Annotated in this window: 19 protein-coding genes; 7 read left to right on the plus strand and 12 right to left on the minus strand. The window is 43.4% G+C overall.

What is annotated here, in order from left to right; translation table 11 throughout:
• Window positions 1–14 precede the first annotated feature (14 nt).
• The 5 genes from FLA_RS13850 to FLA_RS13870 all read right to left on the minus strand — a co-directional run bounded on the left by FLA_RS13850 (window position 15) and on the right by FLA_RS13870 (window position 7,628).
• On the minus strand, window positions 15–1,724 hold the full coding sequence (locus tag FLA_RS13850; protein WP_076378332.1) for a SusD/RagB family nutrient-binding outer membrane lipoprotein: 1,710 nt from the start codon (window positions 1,722–1,724) through the stop codon (window positions 15–17).
• A gap of 20 nt (window positions 1,725–1,744) precedes the next feature.
• Complete coding sequence (locus tag FLA_RS13855) at window positions 1,745–5,191, minus strand: SusC/RagA family TonB-linked outer membrane protein (RefSeq protein ID WP_197705896.1); 3,447 nt, start codon at window positions 5,189–5,191, stop codon at window positions 1,745–1,747.
• Between the two features lie 88 nt (window positions 5,192–5,279).
• Complete coding sequence (locus tag FLA_RS13860; protein ID WP_076378328.1) at window positions 5,280–6,335, minus strand: FecR family protein; 1,056 nt, start codon at window positions 6,333–6,335, stop codon at window positions 5,280–5,282.
• Between the two features lie 61 nt (window positions 6,336–6,396).
• Window positions 6,397–6,942 (minus strand): sigma-70 family RNA polymerase sigma factor, encoded by a 546-nt coding sequence (locus tag FLA_RS13865; protein WP_076378326.1) that lies wholly within the window; start codon window positions 6,940–6,942, stop codon window positions 6,397–6,399.
• Window positions 6,943–7,079: 137 nt separating this feature from the next.
• On the minus strand, window positions 7,080–7,628 hold the full coding sequence (locus FLA_RS13870; RefSeq protein WP_144264007.1) for a hypothetical protein: 549 nt from the start codon (window positions 7,626–7,628) through the stop codon (window positions 7,080–7,082).
• 243 nt (window positions 7,629–7,871) lie between these two features.
• Between FLA_RS13870 and FLA_RS13875 the strand changes: the two genes are divergently transcribed.
• Complete coding sequence (locus FLA_RS13875; protein ID WP_076378322.1) at window positions 7,872–8,288, plus strand: putative quinol monooxygenase; 417 nt, start codon at window positions 7,872–7,874, stop codon at window positions 8,286–8,288.
• A gap of 84 nt (window positions 8,289–8,372) precedes the next feature.
• Here FLA_RS13875 and FLA_RS13880 read toward each other — a convergent pair whose 3' ends face one another.
• The 4 genes from FLA_RS13880 to FLA_RS13895 form a co-directional block, all read right to left on the minus strand.
• On the minus strand, window positions 8,373–9,356 hold the full coding sequence (locus FLA_RS13880) for an MBL fold metallo-hydrolase (RefSeq protein ID WP_076378320.1): 984 nt from the start codon (window positions 9,354–9,356) through the stop codon (window positions 8,373–8,375).
• A gap of 88 nt (window positions 9,357–9,444) precedes the next feature.
• Window positions 9,445–10,011, minus strand: a complete 567-nt coding sequence (locus tag FLA_RS13885; RefSeq protein WP_076378318.1) for a Crp/Fnr family transcriptional regulator — start codon at window positions 10,009–10,011, stop codon at window positions 9,445–9,447.
• Window positions 10,012–10,292: 281 nt separating this feature from the next.
• On the minus strand, window positions 10,293–11,105 hold the full coding sequence (locus FLA_RS13890; protein ID WP_076378316.1) for a DUF4249 domain-containing protein: 813 nt from the start codon (window positions 11,103–11,105) through the stop codon (window positions 10,293–10,295).
• A 6-nt stretch (window positions 11,106–11,111) separates the two neighbouring features.
• A complete protein-coding gene (locus tag FLA_RS13895) occupies window positions 11,112–13,421 on the minus strand; it encodes a TonB-dependent receptor (RefSeq protein ID WP_076378314.1) in 2,310 nt (769 codons plus the stop codon).
• 445 nt (window positions 13,422–13,866) lie between these two features.
• Here FLA_RS13895 and FLA_RS13900 point away from each other — a divergent pair, with 445 nt between their 5' ends.
• Together FLA_RS13900 and FLA_RS13905 are read left to right on the plus strand one after the other, a co-directional pair.
• Complete coding sequence (locus FLA_RS13900; protein WP_076378312.1) at window positions 13,867–15,510, plus strand: sensor histidine kinase; 1,644 nt, start codon at window positions 13,867–13,869, stop codon at window positions 15,508–15,510.
• Complete coding sequence (locus FLA_RS13905; protein ID WP_076378310.1) at window positions 15,511–16,569, plus strand: response regulator; 1,059 nt, start codon at window positions 15,511–15,513, stop codon at window positions 16,567–16,569. It abuts the gene before it with no gap.
• A gap of 9 nt (window positions 16,570–16,578) precedes the next feature.
• Here the strand turns inward: FLA_RS13905 and FLA_RS13910 are convergent, their stop codons facing one another.
• Genes FLA_RS13910 through FLA_RS13920 form a run of 3 tightly spaced genes read right to left on the minus strand, consistent with a single transcriptional unit; the run spans window position 16,579 to window position 19,103 of the window.
• Window positions 16,579–16,959 carry a hypothetical protein gene (locus FLA_RS13910; RefSeq protein ID WP_076378308.1) on the minus strand — a complete coding sequence of 127 codons (381 nt, stop codon included), beginning with the start codon at window positions 16,957–16,959 and terminating at the stop codon, window positions 16,579–16,581.
• A complete protein-coding gene (adhP, locus tag FLA_RS13915; RefSeq protein WP_076378306.1) occupies window positions 16,956–17,984 on the minus strand; it encodes an alcohol dehydrogenase AdhP in 1,029 nt (342 codons plus the stop codon). Before adhP ends, FLA_RS13910 begins: the two co-directional genes overlap by 4 nt.
• Window positions 17,985–18,005: 21 nt before the next feature.
• Entirely contained in the window at window positions 18,006–19,103 is a 1,098-nt protein-coding gene (locus FLA_RS13920; protein WP_076378304.1) for a baeRF3 domain-containing protein, read from the minus strand.
• A gap of 207 nt (window positions 19,104–19,310) precedes the next feature.
• Between FLA_RS13920 and FLA_RS13925 the strand changes: the two genes are divergently transcribed.
• The 4 genes from FLA_RS13925 to FLA_RS13940 all read left to right on the plus strand — a co-directional run bounded on the left by FLA_RS13925 (window position 19,311) and on the right by FLA_RS13940 (window position 22,301).
• The gene (locus tag FLA_RS13925) at window positions 19,311–20,129 is read left to right on the plus strand and encodes a hypothetical protein (protein WP_076378302.1); all 819 of its coding nucleotides are present in this window, start codon (window positions 19,311–19,313) and stop codon (window positions 20,127–20,129) included.
• Window positions 20,130–20,233: 104 nt separating this feature from the next.
• Window positions 20,234–21,070 (plus strand): universal stress protein, encoded by an 837-nt coding sequence (locus FLA_RS13930; RefSeq protein WP_076378300.1) that lies wholly within the window; start codon window positions 20,234–20,236, stop codon window positions 21,068–21,070.
• 10 nt (window positions 21,071–21,080) lie between these two features.
• Complete coding sequence (locus FLA_RS13935; RefSeq protein WP_076378298.1) at window positions 21,081–21,917, plus strand: universal stress protein; 837 nt, start codon at window positions 21,081–21,083, stop codon at window positions 21,915–21,917.
• A gap of 6 nt (window positions 21,918–21,923) precedes the next feature.
• Window positions 21,924–22,301 (plus strand): hypothetical protein, encoded by a 378-nt coding sequence (locus tag FLA_RS13940; protein WP_096511022.1) that lies wholly within the window; start codon window positions 21,924–21,926, stop codon window positions 22,299–22,301.
• Window position 22,302: the final 1 nt, after the last annotated feature.

Raw genomic sequence — 22,302 nt, forward strand, 5'->3', positions numbered from 1 at the left:
GGATAAAGGAATGGTTACCACGGTTTGCCTGTGCCCTGGATGATCCAGGGTTTTGACCAGGGACTGTTTTTAACATCATTAGCACCGTAAGCGGAATAGATAGTCGTTTCCAGCTTTTCATTGGCTGCATTTACATTCGCCTGGTTTAAATTACGTTCGTCCAGCATATAGTATAACCTTACAGGCATTACCGGTGCTTTGGCGGCTGGGCCTGCACTCAGTGCGGGTAATCCGGTTCTTTTATAATCAAACCAGGCTTCGGTAGCTGCCGTCCAGCTGGCTATCCATTTTTGTTCTATAATCTGTTGTTGCGTATTGTTAAAAGCGACCTGTGGTTGCGTAATATAAGTGGCATAACTGCTGGCTACACCCCATGCAGCCAGGGAAGCCTGGATGCCGGCTTTGTAATGATCGGCGGCAACACCTGCTGCCCAGCCTTTTACAGCTGCCGCTTCTGCCAGTATAAAATGTACTTCTGCTGCAGAGATAAACCGCGATTTTAATAAAGTGCCTTTGGGCTGCTTGTATATATCGCTGAGCCAGGATACATGCGGATTGGTAGAGCCCTGTGCCGCATCAGGACTAAGATTATATACAGCCGGGCCATTTAAAGCAACCGGAAGTCCTACAAAATTCACATCCTGGTTAATATCGTTTAAGGTCAGTTTTTTAGCGGCAAGTACATCCGGCGAAACATAACGCACCTTCCTGCTTTCACCTGCCACTACCGTATCCCTGGTAGCGAATACATTACCTGTACCGGATGGCAGGTTATCATCTACCAGTAAAAAACAATCTACTTTTTTAGCCCAAACACCTAACCGGGGATCTTGACGGCTTTGCAATATACGCACCAGTGTATTGCACATTTTTAAACGTCTGTAGTTGCTGCCGTCTTTATCATATACGGTATTGGAAGGCCAGGAATCGGTACCGCTGTTACCGGCAAAATCCATAGTAGCATCTTCCGAAGCATCCGTTTTACTGATAACAGGGTAGTTCACCGGATCTGCTGCTATTTTTTCAATGCCTTCCCTGGCTATTTGTGGCAGCTTCTCTGATAAGCGCATATAATACCGGAGCGCTAAGGAATTGGCCATTTTGCGCCACCGGATAGGATCGCCCTGAAAATACACATCCACTCCATCTATCGGGTTCAGGTAGGCTGCCTTGGCTTTAGATAGCAAGGTATTCGCCTTTTCCAGGTCGGCCAGAATGCCTTTATAAATCACCTCCTGTGCATCATAGGCAGGCAGCGTATACACTACATCTGCCAGATCGCCTTTCAGGGCATTGGTATAGGGCGCATCCCCCCATAAGTCGGTGATAAGACCAAACACCATAGATTTCATCACCAGGCATACACCCTGCTGCAACTCCATATTGCCGGCAACGGCCCGGTTATACACCAGTTGGTTATTGCGCAAAATATCATAATAAGGCGTCCATGTGTTAGAGCCACCCCAGTCATACTCATTATGGCTGGGCGTCCATCCGTCTTTTTGTGTATGCTGCATCACACCCGCAATATCCTGGAAGCCCAGATCGGTATATGCCCTTCCTGCTTCCGTAAGCACCGTAGATAAAATAAGGTTAGGGTTGGTAGTATTCGGATCAGCGCCATTGGGGTTCTGATTCCATTTCATCAGTTCTTTTTTACAGGAAACGGAGGTACCTGCAAGTGCTATCAAGCAAAGCAGCAGTAACCAGTTCTTTCTATTCATATCAGAAGTTGAATCAATGTTTAAAAAGTTACGTTGAGTTTAGCGCCCACAGGAATAGCCCAAGGGGTTACGTTGTATCTTTCAATACCCTGCTTAAACTGCATGCCTGAGCCTTGTACATCGGTAGAAGGCTGATAGGCGTTTTCCGGGTCGATGCCTATTTTAGCAGCTGTCCATAAAATGATATTCCTGCTGTACACAGAAAAGCTGGCCTGTTGTAGTTTCAATGCTTTCAAGGCTTTGGCAGGTAAGGCATAGGCAAAGGATACTTCGCGCAGCTTCAGATAAGAAGCGGGGAATAAAAATGCCTGGGTAAACGACCAGGCGGTGCTACCTGCATAAGGTAGTGTTTTGGTGCCTGCACCACCCAGGTTTTCTGTATAACCGGTGGGGTTGCCACTGGCATCGTAACCAGATGCAGTAACACCCGGTATAAACACGCCACCATAGGGCAACACATAAGCGCCGTATACAAACGGAAAACTATTATACTCCGGCGTTGGGCCGCCTACCAGTGGAAAATGGTTGCCTTTAGGTTTTATCAGTTCATCCTGATGACTTACCAGGTAATCTCTCAGCTCAGTACCACGTTTATTGCCGGGGTTGGTAAGCTTATCCAGGAACAATTGTGAATTGCCATGCTCCTCACCGTAACGGTAGGTTTGCGAAACAAAATCGCCACCGTTGCGCCAATCGAACGTCATGCTCAGGCTAAAGTTTTTATAGCTTACCGTAGCCTGCATACCCATAATAAACTTAGGGTTAAAATTACCGATCTTGTTACGGGTGTTGATGGCGTCAATGCTTTGCCATTTACCGTTGTTATCCAGTAACGGGAATCCGTAATAAGGGGAATTTTTATCTTTTACAGTAACCAGTTGTGCATCGTAAATGTCACCAATGTCTTCGCCCAGGTAAGTCCACGCACCACCTTTGCCTTCTTCCCATAAAGTATAATAAGGCATGTTGTCCGACAAGCTGATGATCTTGGTTCTGTTACGTGTAAAGTTCAGGTTCAGATCCAGCCCCCAGTCTTTGGTTTTTACCGGGGTACCTCCCAGCGTTAACTCAATACCTCTGCTTCTCAGCAAACCGGCATTGATATTTTTGGAGGAGTAACCGGAGGAAGGTGGTGTTTTGGTGTTAAAGATCTGGTTCTTGTTTTCAGAGATATAGTAAGTGGCCGAAAAACGAAGCCTGTTATGGAAGAAAGCCACATCTGCTCCCCCTTCATAAGAAGTAGCGGTTTCGGGTTTCAGATAAGGATTCAATAAGGTGCCCGAAGTAGTTAACCGGGGAATACTGCCCCAGGTGCCTGCATTGGCCAGCGTGGTGGTTAACTGGTAAGGTCCGGCATCATTGGCCACCTGGGCAATGCTACCTCTTAGTTTTATCAGGTTCACTTTATCGGAATGTAACCTGGCTATTTCACTCACCAATACACTCAGCGAAGCAGATGGATAAAAATAGGACGATGCATTAGGCAGCGTGCTAGACCAATCGGTACGGCCGGTAAGGTCAAGATATATTTTATCTTTATAGCCAATATTGGCCATGCCGTATACGCTGTTCACGCCTTTCTTATACCGGTTATTAGCATAATTCAGGTTCTCCGGTAAAATATTCTGAATGGTATATACACCCGGCACAATCAGGCCTGTACCGTCTTTGGTAGCAGTGGTGATGTTTTTCCAGAACTGGTAACGCGCATTGCCACCTGCCGAAAAGGAATAATCAAACACACCGGATCTACTTTTATACGTTAACAGGAAATCGGCGTTTCTTTCATAGTTATTCAGGTTGATAATGCCGTATGCTCCATTTTTATTATCGAGGTAACTTACCGGCACAATGGTTTCGCGCTTTTCGTCATAGTTATCCAGCGCATACCTGGCCATCAGGGTTAAGTGCGGAATAATGGTCCAATCTGCCCGGATGTTCCCGAACACGCGATCCCTTACAAAACCATTCCTTACTTCATACGCTATGAAATAAGGGTTGTTAAAAGAGCCGTTGTACTGGGTACGTTGCTGAAAGCCTTCCTGCCCCGGCATCCAATAGTTTTGCAGATCGCGTAAGTCAATATGTGGAGATACACTGTAAGCCCATTGCAGGGAGTTGGTGCCCCTGTCGCCCGCGGGCCTGTTGTTGCTGTTGTTTCTGCTAAAATCAATATTGGTGCTGATGCTAAACCGGGAAGTAAGCTTTACACTGGAATTGAGGTTAATGGAGTTTTTAAACAGGTCTGTACCGGGAATAATGCCCCTGTTACGCATATTGGCATAGGATAGCCGGTACGTGATCCATTCATTGTTATTGGCCAGTGATACGTTGGTGATGGCGGTAACACCTGTTTGCACAAAGTTTTTTACGTTGTTTTTATGCGATACCAATGGCATGGCTACCTTTTTACCATTTTCATCGGTAGGACTGTTCCATTGTACTTCTTCATATCCCATATCCAGTTGAGCGCCAAAGGTGCCATCTACATTTTCCTGTATCAGGCTGCCAAAGGGATTGGTAAGCGGGTTACCACTTCTTGAAACCGGGATGGCTGCCAGTTGTCCTGCGCCAAATTTGGTTTGCCATTTCAGAAACTTATAGGGAATATCAAACACAGTATTGAACGATGCGTTCACCGTCATCTTTTTGGCATTCTTACCGCTTTTAGTAGTAATAAGCACCACACCATTACCTGCCCGGGAGCCATACAACGCAGCAGCGGCAGCACCTTTCAGGATAGACACGTTTTCAATGTTATCCATATTCAGATCAGCAATAGCATTACCATAGTCTACTTTGTTGTTAGTACCTATCTGGCTGATGTTGTTCAGCGTATTGGCCAACGGCACACCATCCACCACAAACAAGGGCTGGTTATCGCTGCTGAGGGAGGTGGCTCCACGAATGATCATGCTTACAGAAGAACCGGTGCCGCCTGTGGAGTTGATGGTAACACCCGCTATTTTACCAGACATGGCATTGAGAAAATTCTCCTGGTTCACCCGTACAAATTCTTTACCGTCCAGCTCTTCTACCGAGTAGCCCAGCGATTTCTTTTCTCTTTTAATACCCAGGGCAGTTACCACTACCTGGTCCAGGTTCTTATTCTGTTGGCGTAAAATAACAGAGAGTGTTAACTTGCTGGTTTCGGTGATCATATGCCCTTTCAACGTGTCTGCCATATAGCCCACATGCTTAAAAGTGAAATGATAAGGCCCACCGGGAGGAAGTTTGGTAAATACAAAGATGCCTCTATCGCTGGTAAGTGTGGTTTCCAACGTTTTATCCGCAGCGTTCTCTACCGTTACATATACATCTTTTAAAGGTTCGCCCTGTTCATTTTTTACAATGCCCGCGGCAGACGGGGCGCCTGTTTGTGCCCGCAGGTTTGCTGCACAACATAGTAGCAGTAACAAGGGCCAGCACACGAAGTGCATTTTTAACCAGCTGTTTTTTAAGCTCATATTATTTTTATTTAAGGCAATAGGGATACTGTGCATTCATGGGAGAATACATTACAGAACCGTTTCTGTCAAAACAGGAATACTACTGTTAGGGTGTGATGTACACCACGTTTTCCTTTGTATTAATTGTTAGATTATTTAATGCAGCAATGTCCGACAGGAATATGCTTAAGGAATCTTTACCTACTGTAAAGGAGCCGGTAAAATTGCGATCTGTCAGAATACTCTTATTATACACAAAACGAACACCGCACTTTGCTTCTATGTCACTGAACACATTCATTAGCGGTTCATCATTAAATGTTAGTGCATCCAGTATTTTACGGGCAGGCACTACTGTAGTTGCTATAGCGGGCACTTTGCCTTGCTGCTCGTTGATACTGTTAACGGTTATCAATTTTCTGAGTGCATTGTATTGCAGCTCTTGTCCCGGTTGCAGGTAGGTAGTGCGCATGCTTTCATCCGGCAGCAAGCTATCTGGCGTTACCATCACTTTACCACTTAACAACTGCACCCGGATGTTCTTAGCCCGGTTGTTCCAGGCAGTTATCTTAAACACCGTACCCAGCACAGTGGTGGTCAATCCTCCGGCATGTACCATAAAAGGTTGCTTCCGGTTGCCTGTTACTGAAAACAAGGCCTGTCCTGTTAAATACACTACCCTGTCTTTCTTACTAAAATCTTTCCGGTATTTTATTGCACTCTCTGGTTCCAGCGTTACTTTACTGCCATCTGTTAATGTAAGCACCTTGCTTTTATTTGTGGTATTTTGCAACTGCACCCATAAGCTATCTGCCGCACCCGATGCCATTGCCAGCTTATCCTGTGCCGGCCTTTTGTCCCTGGTAACCAACAATGCGGCAATGATCAAGGGCAATAACACGGCTGCTGCCACTAATCCTTTGCGTACCATGGTTCTCAGCCTGGCTTTCTGTGCCACACTTGCTTCAATAACGTTCCGCATTTTGTCAGAAACAGCAGACGGCAACGCTTCTGATGGTTGAAAATGCTGCCAGCTTTCGGGTGTAACATATTGCGCCCAGCTATCCGGATGATCTTTAAAATAAGCCATCACCGCTGCCTTTTCTTCCTCACTGCATGTACCCCTGAAAAACCGTTCTATTACTATTTCTGAGATATTCATTGTACCATGTATTCGTTTGTGAAAGGAAAATCCCTCACCCGTAACAATTCGTTAATATGGGCTAACGGCGGGATTGCAGCCAGAGTATAAAAGCGAGCATCAGCGCATCTTTCAGCTGACGCACGGCACGCAGTATCTGATTTTCTACAGCTTTGGGAGAAATGGAAAGCTTTTCTGCTATTTCTTTATGAGACAACCCTTCAAAACGATTGAGCTTAAATACCAGTTTGCGGAGGGGCGATAACTTTTCTATATGATCATATACTTTATGTAGAGTATATTTTGGAGTAAGATCTGTTTCTATGTACTGCGCCACTGTTTCAGCAAAAGCATGCTGGTGGGTTTGCTGCACCTTTTGTTTCCGTATCAGGTCAATCATAATGCTTTTAGCAATGCGAAACAGCTGAACAGACAAATCGAAATGATTAGAAAGCGAAGCTCTTTTTTCCCATAACTTGATAAAACTCAGTTGTACGGTTTCCTCGGCCAGGTATTCGCTCTGGGTATGCTTGAATGCATAGTAATACAGCTTAACATGGTATTCCTGGTAGGCAGCTCTAAAACTGTCCAGGTTGCCGTCTTTTATATCCTGTAATGTATTACACATAAAGCACCACAAATATGGAATTATAAATCCCCGCGTTTACCGGAACCGGGATTATGATATTGTTATGTTAGGTGTTATCATAAAAATTGCCGTCGCGTATAAAAACGCAACGGCAGTAGCTTGCCCGTTAAAATTGCTTATTGTTTTTGCAAAACCAGTGTTAACGGCGCTGTTCCTACGCCAGGTATGGTAACGGAACAGGAAAGTTTCAATGTAGTAGAGGAAATATCATCTATCCAGTGCGGATCATCTCCATTCTTTTCGGTATTCAGTTTAAACACCGCATCATAGATGTCTAATGTCCATTTACCCGCTGCTCCTGCTTTAGGAAACAGCAAATCGGTACAGCCATCAATAGCAAAGCTACCATCGGCATTAAAAGTATAAGTAGTGGTTTTAGTGCAGGTAAATAAAGCGCCAGCCGAACCCAGCAGCGGCGCAATGGCAATAATACTGGTGCCCGCAGGTAACGACTGACCACCCAGCTTTACGCCTACCGCCAGCAAAATATCTTGTTGTTTCCAGGTGCCGGCAATCATGGTATACTTTTCAGATTTCTCCGGCACATCAGAATGGCTTTTTTTACAGGAAAATAAAAACAGGGAAAGGCAAGCCACGAAGAGGACGAAACGGCCGTACATCAATATGCGCATAGTTATTTGTTTACAGGTGAGGGATAGTTTCATTCAATTCGTTTTGAAAAGGAAAATCCCTCACGAGTAATAATTACTTAACATCAGCAGCATTGATACCTGTTTTACCATGCAATCGCCCTTTTGGCTATTATCCTTACCCATTTCGGGTTTAAAACAGAAAACTACGTCCATTCAGCACGCTACCTGTAAAAATGGTAGCAAAAACTGTTATTTATATCATCCATCTTAACCTACACGGTACGACCTTTGATCCTAATACATAAAATACCTCATATGCCAGCCATCCATCACACGCTCCTCTCAGTACTACTGATCATCGGCATCCTTACTACAGGCACCCAAAGTGCATTGGCGCAACAGGATCAAAGGAAAATACGCATTGCAAAGCTGGAAATACACCCCGCTTATCTTACTGCCTATAAAGCGGCACTGGCTGAACATGCTAAAATAGCGGTGCAGGTAGAAAAAGGCGTACTGGCCTTGCAGGCGGTTTATGACAAAGCACACCCCGAGCTCGTTACTGTTTTTGAAATATATGCCAGTGAAGAAGCCTACCAGGCGCATTTGAAAACTCCGCATTTTTTAAAGTACAAAAGCAGTACACTGCCTATGGTAAAATCGTTGGAGTTAGTGGATGTGGCACCTATAGCTATAGAAATAAAGCCTAAACTGCAAAAGCACCCTATATAAGCATCCGCAGTAGTTCCTATCCCTGCACAATCTACTTTTACCACATCCACTTACAGAATCAATTTCTGATAGACAACCTATTCCTTAACGGGATACTTTCGTAACAACTCCCCCACCATTCACCGGCACCCACTCATAACGTTTGCCCACCGCTTTCACATGACCAATGCCCGGAAAAGCCAGGTGTGGCGCTGCAATCCAGTAGCCTTTTTTAACCGCATCGGTAAATGCTTTCTTACGTGTAGCTTCCGCAGCAGCCAGGTCTACATCAAAATCAATAGTAATAGAGGGGTTAGCAAATTGTATAGCGCCTGCATGTATTACATCACCCCAAAACATCAGCTTTTGTCCCTTGCTTTCCAGTATATAAAAGCTTTCTCCCGGTGTATGCCCGAAAGAGGGAGCAGAGCTGATACCAGGGAATAACTGTGCGCCAGGTTGAAAGGTTTTTACTTTACCGGCCTTTTGATACGGTGCTATAGCAGCCTGCGCTCCATCGAAAAAGGGTTGTGCGCGTTTGTTAGCGGTGGCCTTGTTGGCTGCGTTCAGCCAGAAATCCGCTTCCGGCTGGGAAATGTATAGCATGGCGTTGGTAAATACCCTGTTACCATTATTTACCAGTCCCCCTACATGGTCTGCATGTAAATGGGTAAGCAGTACGGCATTGATATCTTCCGGACGAGTGCCTGCTGCCAGCAAATTCGTAGTTACTTTCCCCAATGAGGCTCCAAAGAAGCTGCCGCATCCGGCATCCATTAAAATCTGTTGACCGTTGCCTTTTACCAGGAAGGCAGTAATGGCTGTTTGTGCAATGCTATCCGGAAAATGCTGTTGCATCAGGCTGTCCAGTTCGCCGGGCGTGGCATCGTGCAATAAGGTATGCAGGTTTAGTGCAATAGTGCCGTCTGATATAGCAATTACCTCAAAATTGCCCAGTGGCATTTGATAAGTACTTGTTTGTGAGGGGGACGCAGTGCTGGTGCTTTGTGCATTGGCTGATAAAAATATACCTATCATTGCGCCTATCGTTAACAGCCCTTTCAGGGAAATTGAATTTTGTAAAGTCATATATCTTTGATTTAATGACACAAAATTCAGCCGTCCTTCTCCTGTGAGAAAGCACAAACCTCACATTAAAATTGTGACATTTGTGGCGTTATTTCCGGTACAAACGACTTAAGGTTTCCCGCGAAACGCCCAGGTAAGAAGCGATCATAGTTTTAGGTACGCGGTTATATAAGTGCGGGTATTGTGCTACAAATTGTTCAAAACGTTCTTTGGCACTGCCGGTGATCATCAGCTGTAAGCGCTTTTGCAGGGCAATATATCCAAGATTGGTTTTCTCGGCTACATAATGCTCGTATTTCCACAGATCCCTGCCCAGCTTCATCCTGTTTTCATGGGTAAGCGCTAACAGTTCGCAATCTTCCAGGCATTCTACGGTGGTAGTGGCGGGTTGGTGTTTGGTAAAGGCTTCCCTTTCTGTTACCCACCAGGTTTCAGCAGCAAAGCTATAAGTGAAATCTTTGCCGGTGCTATCCGTGATATAGGAACGCAGGCAGCCTTTTAATACGAAATATTCCTGTTTTACCAGGTCGCCTTCTCTTACCAGTTGGGTGTGTTTCTTGTATTTTACGGGGGTGAAATGCGTGAGTACATGCTCAAACTCTTCATCAGTGAGCTTGCTGATCGATTCAATATGTTTCCGTAAGGGATGCACCATAGGACGGCAAATTACAATAAAAAAGAAGCTATGCCATAACCCGCTGTCATTGTTGCATTTTTTTCAGATTACCTGGAATATTAGTAATAAATTGGCCATGAGTTCAACCATATCAACACTCACCATCAAACCCCTTGTCGCTGGCCACACCATTTATTTCACACTAACCTCAATTCACACAAATGAAAAAGAAAGCAACCCAATGGGCATTGCCATTAGCAATCCTCTTATGTGCTATTACCTGCTTTCAGCACACACTCACCCAAACATGAAAAGGCCCATCAATCCTCCACCTTCATCTTTTTCACCTGAGATGTATGTGCACTGAAATAGCCCAATGCGCCGCCTGTGATATTACTTACCGGGTTGGCCGGCGTAGCCATTAAACCCTCCCCGCTGGCGCCGGTTTTTAAGCTATACCAGTATCTATACACATTGGCATCAATACATTGCATTTCAACCTGCAGCGAATCTCCTTTGTCTATTTCCGTTAAATAACTATCGGTAATGGTGGTACCGGTAAGTAACAAAGGTAAACTTACATCGTTGCCATTGGTTAAATGATCTTCCTGTATAAAGACCAATCCAGCTGATTTACGGTTCACCACCTGTACAAAATTATAATAATTGGCTATGGCAGCAGGATCGGAATAGGTAACTACGGGCACATACTTTTTTTTGCCGGCTATATTCCGATTACTCACATACAGTGAGTTCATGTTTACCTGTTGCGGCATGGTGCTGGAAGCGGTAAATACATTTCCATTAATCACCACCTGTAAAGAATAGGTTTTACCGGGCTCTCCTGTATAGGAGGTGTAATAAGATCCTTTTTTAATTCGCTTCAGGTAAATTAAAGAATCACCCGCCACCGTAAGCGTCACCACTGCACTATCCACACCCTGAAAACCACTTACCGTGTTAATATCTTCTGTAGTAGACAGCAACACACTGCATCCACTGGTATTATCCAGCTTCCCTTCTATCACATATTTGCTATCGGCACCTGCCAAAGAAACACTAATTACCTTTTTGCAACCAGCTATGGCCAGTATTACTATAGCCATCAGTGCTGTCACCCATCGAACGTGCATAGTTATCTAAAATTTAAAGTCATAAGAAACAGACGGTACAAAACGAAATAATGATACCTGCACCGCCTCAATTTTACCGGGTGTTGCGGCGGCCTGCCTGAAGAAAACGGCATAAGCATTTTCACGCCCATAAGCATTGTACACCCCAAAAGAAAGATCAGAAGAAAACTTTTTCTTCTTAAACAAGCTGACGGAAGCATTCAGGTCAAGCCGGTGGTAATTGGCCATGCGATGTGCATTCCGGTTCGTATAGTAATATACAGTACGATTGCCTATATAATATTTGCCTGCGGGATAAGTAACTGCATTACCTGTATAAAATACCCAATTGCCGGAAAGCACCCAGCGGCTGTTCAACTGATAAGAAGCCGTCACGGAAACTTCATGGGTTCTGTCCTGTTTTGCATTGTACCAGCGGTTATTATTAATACCATCAATTTTGCGTTCTGTTTTAGATAAGGTATACCCAATCCACCCGGTCAATTTGCCCTTTCTCTTTTTTATCAGCATCTCAAGTCCGTATGCCCTGCCCTTACCGTACAGCAACTTCGACTCCAGTACCTGGTCATCAAAAACATCTGCTCCGTCTTTGTAATCAATCTGGTTCTGCATCTGCTTATAATAGGTTTCTACACTAAACAGGTATTGATACCCGGCTATATTTTTATAGTAGCCCAGGCTCACCTGGTCAGCCAGTTCCGGCTTAATAATATTGGTGCTCGACACCCACCTGTCGGTAGGCGCCGCTGAAGTGGCATTGGCTACCAGGTGCAGATTCTGCACGTTGCGTGTATAAGAAGCCTTTACCGATGCAGAGGAAGAAAGCAGGTAACTGGCAGATACACGCGGTTCAGGGTTCAGGTATGTTTTTACCACCTGCCTGTTTTTGTAAAACAAAGTATCGGTAACATTTCCCTGCTTATCCAACTCGTAAAAACCGCCGCCGCCCATGATACTAAAAGCCGTAAGTCGCAACCCATACGACAATTGCAGCTTATCAGATGCCTTCCAGTCGTGGTTTACATATAACGCATTTTCAAAGGAACGCCTGCGTTGCTGTTGCTGACTGTTAACGCTGCTTTTATCGGAAGCACTGATTTTGCCCGGGTTCATGTTATGATAAATGCCACTTACCCCCATGTATATTTTGCTGCGCGTGCCGGGTGAATAGATCCACTCTGTTTTTCCGCTTAGATCTTTGATCTGGGAATACATTGACATATTATAATTATTCTGTTCCACCGCAGCAGTAAAGTTAAAGCTGCTGTAGGCTACTGATGTATGCGCCAGCAACCGGTTGTTAAACGTATGCGTCCAGCGCGCTGCCGTCGTTTTATTACCCCAGTCCAGGCCAAACAAGCCGGCAACCAGTAATACATCATGGCCCATATATCCGGAGATGCTTATTTTATCTTTCTTTCCCAGCACATAAGCCAGTTTCAGATTCAGATCATAAAAGTTCAGCTTATTCCTATTCAAAGAAGAATCGCTCAACAACTTCAGATACATATCAATATTCGTACGGCGTCCTGATAACAAAAAAGAAGATTTATCCTTTTGCAAAGGACCTTCTACACTTAACCTCGTTGCCACCAGCCCCACACCACCACTCACCTTGTATTCCTGGTTACTGCCATCGTTGGTACTGATATCCAGTACAGAAGACAAACGACCGCCATATTGTGCCGGCATCGCCGCCTTGTATAAAGACAGTTCTTTAATCGCATCGGTATTGAACGTGGAAAAGAAACCCAGGAAATGCGAAGCATTGTACACCGGAGCGTCGTCCAGTAAAATAAGATTCTGATCGGCACTGCCCCCTCTTACATAAAAACCACTATTCCCATCTCCTGCCGATTTTACCCCCGGCAGCAACTGAATGGTTTTTAAGAGATCCCGCTCCCCCATTAAAACAGGCATATTCCTGGTTTCGTTTAAAGAAAACCTTTCCAGTCCGGCTTGTGGTTGGGTAAGCAGTTGCTGAGCCGAAGACCGAATGGTAACCTCCTGTAAAGTATTGGCAGTTTCTTTTAACCCGATATCCAGCCTGGTATTTTTATCAATGGCCAGCTCCAGTATCTGCTGTCCGTATCCACTACCTTCAACGGCTATTTTATGCCTGCCTTCTAACAGCGGCAAACTATAAAATCCGGATGCATCAGAAACAGAAACCACCTGCTGGCCCATTTCCTTAACAGAAGCGCCCGGCAGCACTTCACCTTTGCCGGAAGTAATATACCCGGTTAACAGGCATTTCTTTTGTGCATGAGCGGTAATAGCAATAACCGTTGCTATTACCAGTAAAATTGGTTTCATATTGGGGGGAATTATGAAATATAAAAACTACAAAAGACCTTACTACTCCTACTTATAAATCTTTCATTACTCAAAAAGAAGCTATTTTTTCTATACATTACAGCCATCCCCTAAGTGAAGGGATGTGTCCACATGATGCGCTGCATCCTGATTTCCGACAGCAAAATAATAGCGGCTATTTGAGTAACAAACTGTTACGTCATTTAATTGCGGTGGTTATGGTAGAAAGATGTGTGGCAATAGCTGATGAAAAAACAGATACAATTTCCCCCACCGGGATATAGGAATGGAGAGAGCAACATCACATTAAGGTGTTTTTAAGCTCGAAATCAATCCATTACCAATAACTTTAGTTACAACTTCGGCTAACGACCGCCTACTTCAGAAAAGGATAGATTCAAAAGACTAACGATTAACATTCAGCAGTAACGAAAACCTTAAATTAATGGACAAGGGCACTGAGGTTACGTTTGATATATTGTTTAGTAACGCATCTATGGGCATTCTTGTAACGAATGAACAAGGCATTATTGTGCTGGCCAATCCTTTTTTACTTTCCCAGTTTCAATATACAGCATCAGAATTACTGGGGGCTCCCCTGGCAAAATTGATTCCCTCGCGCTTTCATCACAGGCATTCTTCGCACGTAGCCAACTATCACACCCATCCTAAAAGCCGTCCAATGGGGTTGGGAATGGATCTGTTCGCCGTTAAAAAGAACGGCGATGAATTTCCGGTAGAGGTAAGCCTGGGTAACTTTGAAACGCAGAAAGGAAAATTTGTAATAGCTTATGTCAGCGATATCTCCTTACGCAAAAAAGCGGAGGAGGAATTGAAGCATTTGAATGAAGAACTGGAAGAAAAAATTGCGGAGCGCACCTCTTCTTTAACCAGTACGGTAAAGCAACTGGCAGAACTGATTACACAAACCGAAGCAAAAGATGTGGAGCTAAGACGGGTAAACATTTTTTTGCACAACGTATGGGAACATGCGGGCGCTATTATTTTTGCCACAGACCCTGCCGGCACTATCACCCTGTTTAACCCCTCTGCCGAACTTCACCTGGGCTATAAGGCCAATGAAATTATTCAGCATACTTCCCCGGTTATTTTTCACCAGGAGCAGCAGTTAAAACAAACTGCCAGAACCCTTTCTGCCGAGGCAGGCTTATCCATAGCTCCCGATTTTGCGGTATACCAGCAAATTGCCCAAACCAACCAACCTAAAGAATTTGAGTTCACCTATGTAAGAAAGGATCATTCCACCTTTCCTGTTTCACTCAATATCACTGCCATGCGCAATAAAGAGGGCTGTATTGAAGGCTACCTGGGCATCGCCATAGACATTACCGAACGTAAAAAAGCAGAAACGGATTTAAGACTGGCCCTCCATAAAGAAATAGAATTAAGCGAATTAAAATCCCGCTTTGTTTCTATTGCGTCCCATGAGTTTCGTACACCATTAAGTACTGTGCTTTCTTCCGCGTACCTAATTTCAAAGTATACAGAGTCGAGCGATCATGCAAAGCGGCAAAAACATGTACAACGCATCATTTCATCGGTGAATCTGCTAACAGATATTTTAAATGACTTTTTATCGGTGGGCAAAATTGAAGAAGGTAAAATTATAGTACGGCCCGCCTCTTTCCAGGTGAAAGAACACATCCAAAACATTGTTAGTGAATTGAATGGCCTGATGAAGAAAGGCCAGAAAATAGTGTATACACACGAAGGATGCACAGAGCTGACAATGGATGCTACCATGTTAAAACATATAGTACTGAACCTGCTATCCAATGCCATTAAGTTTTCACCGGAAAAAACCATTATTCAGCTAGCCAGCAAACAAAACCAGACAGGATTTTGTTTAACATGCAGAGATGAAGGCCTGGGCATATCGGAAGAAGACCAGCAGCACCTGTTTGAGCGTTTCTTCAGGGGAAGCAATGTATCCAACATACAGGGAACGGGCCTTGGGCTTCATATTATCAGCAAGTATACCGAACTGATGAACGGAACCATATTCTGCAAAAGCAAATTAAACGAAGGCACTACATTCGAAATACATTTCGCCATTCAACCATGTTAAATGCAAACCATCTTACTTATTGAAGACAATAACGATATCCGTGAAAATATGGCCGAGATACTGGAACTGGCAGGTTACCAGGTAATTACAGCGGAAAACGGAAAAATAGGTATTGAACAGGCTAAACAAAAAAATCCCGACCTGATTATCTGTGATATTATGATGCCTGTTTTAGATGGATATGGCGTATTACACCTGTTGCAACGTGATCCGGAGCTGCAATCGATTCCTTTCATTTTCTTAACTGCCCGAACAGAAAGAACAGACATCAGAAAAGGTATGGAAATGGGCGCTGATGACTACATCACTAAACCCTTTGAAGGCACAGAATTATTGAGTGCTGTAGAAAGCAGGCTGAAAAAAACAGCAATGCTTAAAGCTGACTTTTCCAATAACCTCAACGGCGTAAATGAGTTAATTGAAGTGGCAGCAAACAAAGATTATTTAAGCGAACTCAAAGAAAACCGCAGCATTAATTATTACAAGAAAAAACAGTTAATATATACCGAAGGAAATCATCCATCCCGCCTCTTCTATATTCAAAAAGGAAAAGTGAAATGCTTTAAAAGAAATGAGGAGGGTAAAGAACTGATCCTTAAACTCTATAATGAGGGAGAGTTTTTAGGATATATGCCTTTGCTGGAAGGCATTACCTACAAAGAAAGCGCAGAAGCATTGGAGGAAACAGAGCTGGCTGTTATTCCCCGCGCAGAATTTGAAGAATTGGTGAACAGCAACCCATTGGTGATGAAAAAGTTTATTCATATACTGGCAGTCAACATCCATGAAAATGAAAGCCACTTGCTGGGTTTGGCTTTTCATTCCGTTCGAAAGAAAGTAGCTTTTACTTTAGTTACCTTATATAAAAAATACCATACTCCCGGCGATACCGATTTCACCATTGATATCTCCCGGGATAACCTCGCCTCTTTAGCAGGCATTGCCAAAGAATCAATGATAAGAACCTTGGGAGATTTTAAAGAGGAAAAGCTTATTCAAATCCAGGACAATCGCATATTTATTTCCAACCTGCATAAACTGGAAACATTAATAGATTAAACAGAAGCATTAAAGATAAGCTGCCAGGGAATTATTAAACTCCCTGGCCATCTTGTCAAATTCCCGTTTTAGTTTTCCCATGTCTTTTTCCAGTGTCCTGAAACTGGTTAACCATTTATAAAAATCATCATCCCCTTCTACGGCTTTCATTTGTTCCCAAAGCGAGGCAATATCATGTCTCAGTAATGCAATTAACTGATCCTGGTTAATACACAGTTGTTGATAATGCTCAGCTATTTCTATAAAAGCAGCATGCACTTCATTTTGTAACGCTTTTGCCAAAAGGCCTTTTAGCAACACGTTTTCATTCCTGACCTTTTCCAAAGTAGAAAGCCAGCCTTCAATGATGGCAGCAGCCAGGGGTTTGGTATGGTGTAAATTACAGTTCATGCTATATCCAGTACTACCCTGCCTTCAATTTTACCTGCCTTCATATTACCCAGTACTGTATTAATATCGTCCAGCTTAGCGGTATGTATGGTGGCTTTAACCTTTCCGGCTACCGCAAAATCAATAGCTTCCTGCAAATCCATGCGTGTGCCTACAATAGAACCTCTTACTGTATAACGGTTTAACACAGTTTCAAAAATGGGCAAATCAAAACTGCCTGGCGGCAGGCCGTTCAACGCTATGGTTCCTTTACGCCTTAATGCCGAAATGCCCTGACTAAATGCTATGGGCGAAACAGCCGTTACCAGCATGCCATGCATTCCGCCTGTTTCTTTTTGCAAAAACGCTCCGGGGTCCTGCTTCTTTGCATTTACTGTAAGTTCGGCTCCCAGGCTGCTGGCAAATGCCAGTTTTTCATCATCTACATCTATAGCCGCCACCTGCAAGCCCATTGCTTTGGCATATTGAATGGCCAGATGCCCCAGCCCTCCTATGCCCGAAATACCTACCCATTGGCCGGGCCGGGTATCAGTTTCTTTTAAACCTTTATATACCGTTACTCCTGCACAAATAATGGGCGCCATGGCTTTGCAATCTGTTCCTGCCGGAAAATGGCCTACATAACGCGCATCGGCCACTACATATTCCGCATACCCACCATCTACACTGTAGCCCCCATTTCGCTGATCGTGGCAAAGTGTTTCCCAGCCTGTAATACAAAATTCACAGCAACCACAGGCACTATACAACCAGGGCACGCCTACTATATCGCCCTCCTTAACGCCCGTTACGTCTGGCCCCAGGGCTACCACATAGCCAATAGCCTCGTGTCCGGGAATCAGCGGCAACTTGGGTTTCACCGGCCAATCACCATCTGCCGCATGCAAATCGGTATGACATACGCCACTGGCTACCACTTTTACCAGTATTTCATGTTTGCCCGGTGCCCTCACTGGCATTTCTTCTATTTGCAGTGGTTTACCAAACTCCCTTACCACAGCGGCCTTCATTGTTGTTGGTAACATATCTATAAACAATTAATGGAATTAGAAAAAGCGGATCAATGCAATTTTCTGATAAGCTGTTAACAGACCTTCATCTACAAACTCTACATCTCCTCCATTTATTAAAACCTGTTCTATTACATCATCTACTGCATCTTTTATGTAAAATGGTGTAGCTACCTCTTCTTCCAAAGGCTCAATTACATCATCAGCCGCTATATCTTTCATAGCAGGATACATAAAATTTTTCTCTACCACCAGCAGACTGCCATTTTTATGTTGGGCATCCCGCCATACATTATGTATGCCTGCTGTTATCTTATTTTCATTTACGGCCATAGCCAGTTTATGAAGAACATTTTGCTGGCATACTCTTTTCCAGTTAGCCACATAAGGGGCCAGCACTTTACCAATCTCCTGCTCACCTGCCTTTTCAAAAGAGCCGGATACATATTGTATCACACGTTTATGATGATGGCTTATTTGTTTAAAATGCCCGATCACCTGCTCAGGACCTAGTATAAATAAAGGCAAATCGTGCGATAACAATACTCTTCCCAAACAGAGATCGGCCAGTAACAGAAACTTGTTCCTATCTATTTCATCCTGGCTGGCAGTGTCCGAAAAATTACCAGTTTGGGAAGGCAGGTCGCGATGAACCGCTTCGGTTTCTTTAACGCTATTAATAATATGTATGAACTGGGTAGTATTACCAATAATAAACCGGTAATGATCTTCATTCAATACTAATACGAGGTATTTATGCAAATCTTTTTTAGAAAATACCAGATCCCTTATTTCGAAAGTTTCATCAATAATGATCTTTTCCTCTACGGCAATATCCAGGTAGTATATTTTTTGAAATACAGGCGACACATAAATAGCAATGCTTTTTTTATAGGAAGAATAATCTATTGTGTTGATGGCTTCTTCCAGTTTGGCATTAACTGCCAACACCTTATCCTTCGAATAGTTTTTAGCCAATTGCTTATGTACTGTCAATACCGCCAGGTGTAACCGGTGTTTTAATTCATGTTTACCCGCCATTTTAGGTTCAAAAGGCAGAATAATAGATATAGCAGGCATATAATGCGTGGCTTCTATCACTTCAGCGGCTTCGGAAAAGAACGGTTGTATCATATTATAGGTTTTATGGTGTTAAACAATCGCATGCTCCAAAACTACACCTGGCGTCATACAACGACGATGAGAAGCATCACCGCTACCGATGACAGTTGTCATCACCTACCGGCATCTAACAATGATAATTCTCATTCCTCCCACGCTCTTTTGTCATTTCTTCCGGCAGCAAAACGGGGTACATTCAGTGCATAAAAAAATTTTGTCATGAGAAAAGTTGTCATAGCCTTTAACGGCAGCCATTTTTCGGAAGGTGCTTTTGAATTTGCACGCAGGATGAATGTGGAGCGCACGATTTTACTTACCGGTATTTTTTTACCTCAGACAGATTATGCTGGCTTATGGAGTTATGCAGGCCCACTGGGCGGTACTTTATACGACAGACTGCTGGAAGAAGAACACTCGGAAGACCTGGAAAAGAACATAGCTCATTTTGAATGCCTGTGTAATAAACACCAGATTGCTTATAGCATACACAAAAACTTTTCCGACTTTGCCTTACCCGGCCTGATAAAGGAAACCCGTTTTTCCGATCTGGCTATTATAAGCTGCGAAACCCTCTATTCCAATATGGGGAATGAACATTACGAGTATGTAAAAGAATTGCTGCACACCGCGGAATGCCCCGTAATAATGGTTCCCGAGCAATTTACCTACCCTACCGGCAATATACTGGCCTATGATGGAAGCGAATCGGCAGCCTACGCTATTAAGCAATTCACCTACCTGTTTCCGGAGTGGCACTCACATAAAACCCTGTTGGTATACACACAGGAGACCATGCAGGAAATACCCGACGAATTTTATATTAAAGAGCTCACTGCCAGGCATTTCACTGCATTAACTTCTATGGTATTACCCATACAGGAAAGTAAATATTTTTCTACCTGGATAAGTGAGCAGCCCGCTTCTATCCTGGTAAGCGGGGCATTTAGCAAATCGTATTTTGCCAGGATGTTTAAGAAAAGCTTTGTTGCCGATGTACTGAAAGAGCATTTACTACCTGTATTTATGGCACACCGTTAATATAACAATAATTTATATAAGTTGACGAATGTCATTGTCACCTATAGCAGGTATCATCGTAATAAGGAAATACAACTACTAGCTTTGGTATCAAACATATTGTTATGGAAAAGATTCTGGTAACGATGGATGCTACAAAATTGAACAGAAACCTGTTAGATTTTGCAGCTTATGTAGCAAGGCTTACCCATTCCAAAATAACGGGTGTTTTTTTAGAAAGCCCGGAAGCAGAAGAAATAGTTCCGGTAAGAAAATCGGTATTGGGTATGCCTTATGTCGACAGCATTGTAGCTGGCAACTTACCAGAAGTAAAAGAACGAAATAAACTTTACAATGAAAATGTGAAGCTGTTTAAAGAAGCCTGTGATACACGCGGCATTCCTTACTCATTATGTTATAACCACTGCCTGGCCGATATTATTACAGAAAGCCGGTTTGCAGATGTATTGATTGTAGATGCCGAAATGTCTTTTAACAGCCAGTACGACGGCACTCCCAGCAGTTTTATCAAAGAGGTACTGGCAAAAGCAGAATGCCCGGTGATTATAGCCCCCTTTCACTTCACCGCCATTGAAGAAATATTGTTTGCTTACGACGGTTCTATGTCCTGTGTTTTTGCCATGAAGCAGTTCACTTACCTTTTTCCCGAACTGGCAGATAAAAAGATACGGGTACTGGAAGTAAACGCACACAAAGACAGCGAAATAACTCAAAGAAATAAAGTAGGCGAATGGCTAAAAATGCACTATTCGTGCATTGGGTTTGAACTATTGCACGGCAATGCCAGTACTTCCCTGCTACAGCAGCTATTGGGCAAGCAGAACACTTTTGTAGTAATGGGGGCATTTGGCCGTAACATGTTATCGGGTTTCTTTAAGCACAGCACGGCCGAATTGGTAATACGTACCATTGATCTCCCTGTATTTATTGCTCACCATTAAAATTCATACCATGAAAAAGATAATTGCCGCTTTTGATGGCTTTGATTACTCCACCAGCACCGCCCGCTATGCCATTCAGCTGTGCAAAGAATGTAACGCACACCTGGTAGGCGTGTTTTTAGATGATGTTACCTATCACAGCTATAAATTGTCGGAAATAACCGGCAATGGTGGCATACGCACCGAAAAATGGGATATGCTGGAAGCCGGCGACAAAGAAAAACGCGAAGAAGCGGCAAGTAATTTTGAACATGCCTGTCAGCAGGCAAAAATTGAATATTCCATTCATCATAATAAATATGTAGCCATTCATGAGCTACTGCATGAAAGTATATATGCCGATTTGCTGATAGTGAATAAAACAGAAAGCTTTTCGGCTTATGATGAAAAAACACCTACCTTTTTCATGCACGAGTTATTGAGCAATGTGCAATGCCCTGTGCTGGTAACCCCACTTACCTATAATCCTATTGAAAAAATAGTACTGTTATACGATGGCAGCCCGGCATCAGTATTTGCCATACAAAGTTTCAGTTCCTTATTCAGCTCGCTGAAAAGATTACCTGTAGAAGTTTTAACGGTAAAGAACCATAAACACAACTTGCATTTGCCTGATAACAAGCTGATGAAAGAATTTATGAAAAGGCATTTTCCGGAAGCAAAATATATGATTACAAGCGGAAATGCAGATGACCAGATTTTAGCTTATTTATTAAAACAGCACGAAAATACTTTACTGGTGCTTGGTGCTTACCAACGCAGTAAAATGTCGAGATGGTTTAAAGCCAGCACGGCAGACACGCTAATGGAAAACTCCAGTGTTCCTTTATTCATAGCACATAAATAAACAGTTATGCTAATTCTCAACATAGAAAATTACCACACCGAAATGGAAGAATCCATTGATATGCTTTCTTTTTATAACGATGAAATATCCTCGTTGGAAAAGCGGTTGCAGGAAGTAGTGGAAAAAAACACAAAACAACCGATACTGGCACAGGTAGAGCATTTTCAAAACCTGCTGGTAGTGCAGAAAGAAAAATTTGCGCAACTAAAACACGACATCCAACGCCAGAAAGTACGGATGAAAGAATATGTAACCAAAGAAAAAGAACCATTGAGCGATATCCAGGTAAACAGTCATAAACTACGCGAAGAAATACTAATGACCACTAAAATATTTACAGAGACCAAACATACCTGTTACCAGTTTTTAGCAAAAGTATTATAAA

The organism is Filimonas lacunae (assembly GCF_002355595.1).
Taxonomy (GTDB): domain Bacteria; phylum Bacteroidota; class Bacteroidia; order Chitinophagales; family Chitinophagaceae; genus Filimonas; species Filimonas lacunae.